This is a genomic window from Streptomyces sp. CT34, from assembly GCF_000805335.1.
Taxonomy (GTDB): Bacteria; Actinomycetota; Actinomycetes; order Streptomycetales; family Streptomycetaceae; genus Streptomyces.
This window is the reverse complement of the sequence record NZ_KN708638.1, coordinates 2,963,102-2,967,893: the sequence shown is the minus strand read 5'-3', so window position 1 is coordinate 2,967,893 and position 4,792 is coordinate 2,963,102. Positions and strand designations below refer to the sequence as shown.

5 protein-coding genes are annotated in these 4,792 nt (G+C 73.1%); 2 read left to right on the top strand and 3 right to left on the bottom strand.

The genetic code is table 11. The features are described 5' to 3' along the window. Nucleotides 1–163: 163 nt before the first annotated feature. A complete protein-coding gene (locus RZ84_RS42295) occupies nucleotides 164–286 on the top strand; it encodes a hypothetical protein (protein WP_277816871.1) in 123 nt (40 codons plus the stop codon). A gap of 2 nt (nucleotides 287–288) precedes the next feature. Beyond that, complete coding sequence (locus tag RZ84_RS12940; RefSeq protein WP_043264443.1) at nucleotides 289–1,461, top strand: methyltransferase domain-containing protein; 1,173 nt, start codon at nucleotides 289–291, stop codon at nucleotides 1,459–1,461. Between the two features lie 167 nt (nucleotides 1,462–1,628). Here RZ84_RS12940 and RZ84_RS12935 read toward each other — a convergent pair whose 3' ends face one another. The 3 genes from RZ84_RS12935 to RZ84_RS41035 form a co-directional block, all read right to left on the bottom strand. Further along, the gene (locus RZ84_RS12935; RefSeq protein WP_198539980.1) at nucleotides 1,629–2,783 is read right to left on the bottom strand and encodes an acyl-CoA dehydrogenase family protein; all 1,155 of its coding nucleotides are present in this window, start codon (nucleotides 2,781–2,783) and stop codon (nucleotides 1,629–1,631) included. Nucleotides 2,784–2,785: 2 nt separating this feature from the next. Continuing rightward, nucleotides 2,786–3,739 carry a hydroxymethylglutaryl-CoA lyase gene (locus tag RZ84_RS12930; protein WP_043264442.1) on the bottom strand — a complete coding sequence of 318 codons (954 nt, stop codon included), beginning with the start codon at nucleotides 3,737–3,739 and terminating at the stop codon, nucleotides 2,786–2,788. Continuing rightward, on the bottom strand, nucleotides 3,736–4,792 hold a 1,057-nt coding region (locus tag RZ84_RS41035; RefSeq protein WP_347232749.1), incomplete at its 5' end, for a biotin/lipoyl-containing protein. The genes RZ84_RS12930 and RZ84_RS41035, both read right to left, overlap by 4 nt.

Below are 4,792 nucleotides of genomic sequence, written 5' to 3'. Positions count from 1 at the left end.
GGCTCCCCCCCCACCACACCGCGAGGGTCGGCTGGTGACCGTGCACTCGGACTCGTGCCTGTCGACCGAACCTCGACAGGCACTGGCGCGCCCGCCCGTCCGCGTTGGAGGGCAGTGGCCGTCGGGCGGCCGGACACGTACCGAACCACAAGGAGGAACTGCGGTGTTCATGGTTCTCGGCAACAGCGGCGGCGACAAGCTCCCCGGCGAGCCCTACCCCGGCCCCCACCCGGCGCCGACCCCCGACGGCGGGCCCGGCGTTCCCAACCCGTCCAAGGCCGCCTGAACATGACGGACGCAGGCCAGGGGCGCTCCGGCCGCACCGAGCTGGGGCGCGCTCTCCTAGCCGGCGGGGCCCTGTCCGCCGACTGGGTCCCGGCGTTCGCGGCGGTTCCCCGTTCCGCCTTCCTGCCGGATCTCATCTGGCCGTGGGACATGGCAGCCGGGAAGACCGTGGCCGTCTCCCGTGCGGACGATCCGAAGGCATGGCAGGCGTACGCCGACTCGGACTGTCCGGTCGTCACGCAGTGGGACGACGGCGATCACTCCGGCACGGAACCCGGCAGGGTCTCCACCAGCTCCGCGTCGATGCCGTCCGTGGTGTTCCGCATGCTCCGGGATCTGGACCTCCGCCGCGGACATCGCGTCTTGGAGATCGGTACGGGCACAGGCTGGAACGCGGCCCTCCTGGCTCACCGCGTCGGCCCGGAGAACGTGGTGACGGTCGAGGTGGACGAGGCGGTGTCCACGGCCGCCGGAGTGGCGTTGGAGCGGTTCGGCCCGGGTGTTCGCGTCGTGCACGGCGACGGCTTCATGGGCTACGAGCCAGGGGCGCCGTACGACCGGATCACCGCGACGTGTGGGCTGCGGTCCATCCCCCACGCCTGGGTGCGGCAATGCCGGCCGGGCGGGATCATCGTCAGCCCTTGGGGCACCCACTACAGCAACAGCGACGCCGTGGCCCGTCTTGAAGTCGCCCGTGACGGCACGAGTGCAACGGGGCGGTTCACCGGGCCGGTGGAGTTCATGAAGCTTCGCTCGCAGCGGCTGCCACCGGTCGCACATCGCGAGTATGTTCCCGGCAGCGTGGCCGATGGTGAGGAGACCTCCACCGGCCTCACGGAGGAGGAGTTCGTCGGCGGGCCGTTCAGCGCGCACCGCTTCGCCTTGGGGCTGCGTGTGCCGCACTGCCTCCAGGTCGTCGCCGAGAAGCGGGACGGAGCACGGCCCGTGTGGCTCTACGGCCTCGCCGAACGGTCGTGGGCCTGCGTACAGTTCCGCGACGGTGAGGCGGCGCGGGTCTGGCAGCACGGCCGCCGGCGGCTCTGGGACGAGGCGGAGGCCGCCTACCGCTGGTGGGACGAGAACGACCGACCCGACCACGACCGGTTCGGCCTGACCGTCACCCGCGACGGGCAACGCGCATGGCTGGACGACCCGGCGAACGACTGGCCGGTGTGAAGGAGTGGTGGGGGTGGGCGTCGTTGAGGTGATGACGCATGCGCGGCGGGACCGGGAATATCCTTTCGGGCCCGCCGCGTTATGGCCCGCAGGGGGAGCTTGGCACCCCTACGGGATCCGTTCGCCTGCCCCCGAGGGGGAGCCCCTGGAAGAGACGAGGGCGTCCCTTAGAACCCCAACTCCCGTGCGATCAGCATTCGTTGGACCTCGCTGGTGCCCTCGCCGATTTCCAGGATCTTGGCGTCGCGCCACATCCGGGCGACCGGGTACTCGTTCATGAAGCCGTAGCCGCCGTGGATCTGGGTGGCCTCGCGGGCGTTGTCCACCGCGATCTCGGAGGAGTAGAGCTTGGCGAGTGCGGCCTCCTTCTTGAACGGCTCGCCGTGGACGAGGCGGGAGGCGGCGTCGCGCCAGGCCAGCCGGGAGGTGTGGGCGCGCATCTCCATGTCGGCGAGCTTGAACTGGATGGCCTGGTTGGCGCCGATGGGGCGGCCGAAGGCGTGCCGCTCCCTGGCGTAGCGCACCGACTCGTCGACGCAGCCCTGGGCGAGGCCGGTGGCCAGTGCCGCGATGGCGATCCGGCCCTCGTCGAGGATGCGCAGGAACTGGGCGTAGCCGCGGCCCTCCTCGCCCAGCAGGTTGGCGGCCGGGACGCGGACGTCGGAGAAGGACAGTTCGCGGGTGTCCGAGGCGTTCCAGCCGACCTTGGAGTAGGGGGCGGCGACCGTGAAGCCGGGGGTGCCGGCCGGGATGATGATCGAGGAGATCTGCGGGGCGCCGTCGGGGGCGCGGCCGGTGACCGCGGTGACCGTCACCAGGCCGGTGATGTCCGTACCGGAGTTGGTGATGAAGCACTTGCTGCCGTTGATCACCCAGGAGTCGCCGTCCCGGACCGCGGTGGTGCGGGTGGCGCCGGCGTCCGAGCCGCCGTCCGGCTCGGTGAGGCCGAACGCGCCCAGCAGCTCGCCGGAGCACAGCTTCGGCAGCCAGGCGCGCTTCTGCTCCTCGGTGCCGAAGCGGTAGATGGGCATGGCGCCGAGCGAGACACCGGCCTCCAGGGTGATGGCCACCGAGGAGTCGACCCGGGCCAGTTCCTCCAGGGCGATGCCGAGCGCCAGGTAGTCGCCGCCCATCCCGCCGTACTCCTCGGGGAACGGCAGGCCGAACAGGCCCATCTGGCCCATCTGCCGCACGATGTCGTACGGGAACGCGTGCTGCTCGTAGTAGCCGCCGATCTGCGGGGCGACGACGTCGTGCGCGAACGCCTCGACCGTGCGCCGGAGTTCCTCCAGCTCGTCGGGCAGGCGGTGGTCCAGGGACATGGTCACTCCTTGGGGGACTGTGCCGGCATGCGTGCGCGGACGGTGCGCGAGGGGCTGGGGCGGCCCAGGACTCCGGCCAGCCAGACGCTGGTCTCGGTCAGCCGGTCCAGGTCGACGCCGGTCTCGATGCCGAGGCCGTGCAGCATCCACACGAGGTCTTCGGTGGCGAGGTTGCCGGTGGCGCTCTTGGCGTACGGGCAGCCGCCGAGGCCGCCCGCCGAGGCGTCGACGGTGGTGACGCCGTGCTGGAGCGCGGCGAAGGTGTTGGCGAGGGCCTGCCCGTAGGTGTCGTGGAAGTGGACGCCCAGCCGGGAGGTGGGCACGCCCGCCTCGTTGAGGGCGGCGAGCAGGTGCTGGACGTGGCCGGGGGTGGCGACGCCGATGGTGTCGCCCAGGCTCAGCTCGTCGCAGCCCAGGTCGAGCAGTGCCCGGCAGACCCGGACGACCTGGGCGATGGGCACCGGGCCCTCCCAGGGGTCGCCGAAGCACATGGAGAGGTAGCCGCGGACGTGGACCTTCTCGTCCCGGGCGCGCTGGACGACCGGGGCGAACATCGCCAGCGCCTCGTCGACCGTGCGGTTGAGGTTGGCCCTGGCGAACGACTCGGTGGCGCTGCCGAACACCGCGATCCGGCGGGCGCCCAGCGCCAGCGCCCGTTCCAGGCCCCGCTCGTTGGGCACCAGCACCGGGAGCCGGTGCGGGTCGAGATCGTCCAGCAGCGGGAACAGCCGCTCGGCGTCGGCGAGTTGGGGCACCCACTTGGGGTGGACGAAGCTGGTCGCCTCCACCAGTGGCAGCCCGGCGGCGGCCAGCCGGTGGATGAACTCGGCCTTGGTCTCGGTGGGGATCACCGCCGATTCGTTCTGCAGCCCGTCCCGGGCGCCGACCTCGTGGATCCGTACGCGGGTGGGCAGGCCCTCCGCCTGCACCGCCATCGGCAGTCCGGCCGCGGTCATGACGCGTCCTCCTCGTCCGTGCCCGGGGAGGCGTCCCCGGCGTCCTTGGCGTCCGTGGCGCTCTCGTGCGGGGCGACCACCGCCAGGACCTGGTCCATGGCGACGGTGGCGCCCGCGGTGACGTCCAGCTCGGTGACGGTCCCGGCGTGCGGCGCGGAGATGACGTGCTCCATCTTCATCGCCTCCACCACCAGCAGCCCCTGGCCCGCGACCACGTCGTCGCCGACGGCCACCTTGACGACGGTGACGGTGCCCGGCATCGGGGCGGCGAGGGTGTCCGCGCCGTGCGCCCCGGCGGCGCCGCGCAGCGCCTCGGCCACCGGGTCGTACGGGGTGACGTGCCAGGAGTCGCCGTCCCGGCCGAGCCAGTCGCCGCTGCGGTGGAAGGTGTGCAGCACCCCGTCCACGGTGATCCGGACCCGGTCCGCGGTGACCTCCCGGACGTTCTCGGGGGCGCCGGGCCGGACGTCGTACGCCACCGGGTCGTGGCCGGGGACGCGCAGCCAGTGGCGGACCGGCGCGGGCTCGCCGCCGAGTCGGAAGCCGGTGGGGGCGGCGAACGGGTCGCGCCAGCCGCCCTCGGGCACCGCCGGCTCCAGCGCGGCCTGCCGGACCGCGCCGGCCGCCGCGTACACCTCGTCCGGCACCGTGCCGTCGACCAGGCCGGCCGCGGCCCGCTCCACCAGCCCGGTGTCCAGGTCGCCCGAGACCACGTCCGGGTGGGCCAGCAGGCGGCGCAGGAACCCGGCGTTGGTGGTCACCCCGAGCGTGACGGTGGCGGCCAGCGCGGCCCGCAGCGTGCGCAGGGCGGTGGCGCGGTCCGGGCCGTGGGCGATGACCTTGGAGAGCATCGGGTCGTAGCGGCTGCCGACCTCCGCGCCCGGCGAGAGACCGGAGTCGGTGCGGACCGTCCCGGTCCCGCGGCCCTTCTCGGGGAGGGGGGAGTCCCAGGCGCCGTTGACCTCGTGCAGCGCGAGCACCGTGCCGCCGGTCGGCAGGAAGTCGCGGGCCGGGTCCTCGGCGCAGATCCGGGCCTCCACGGCGTGCCCGGTG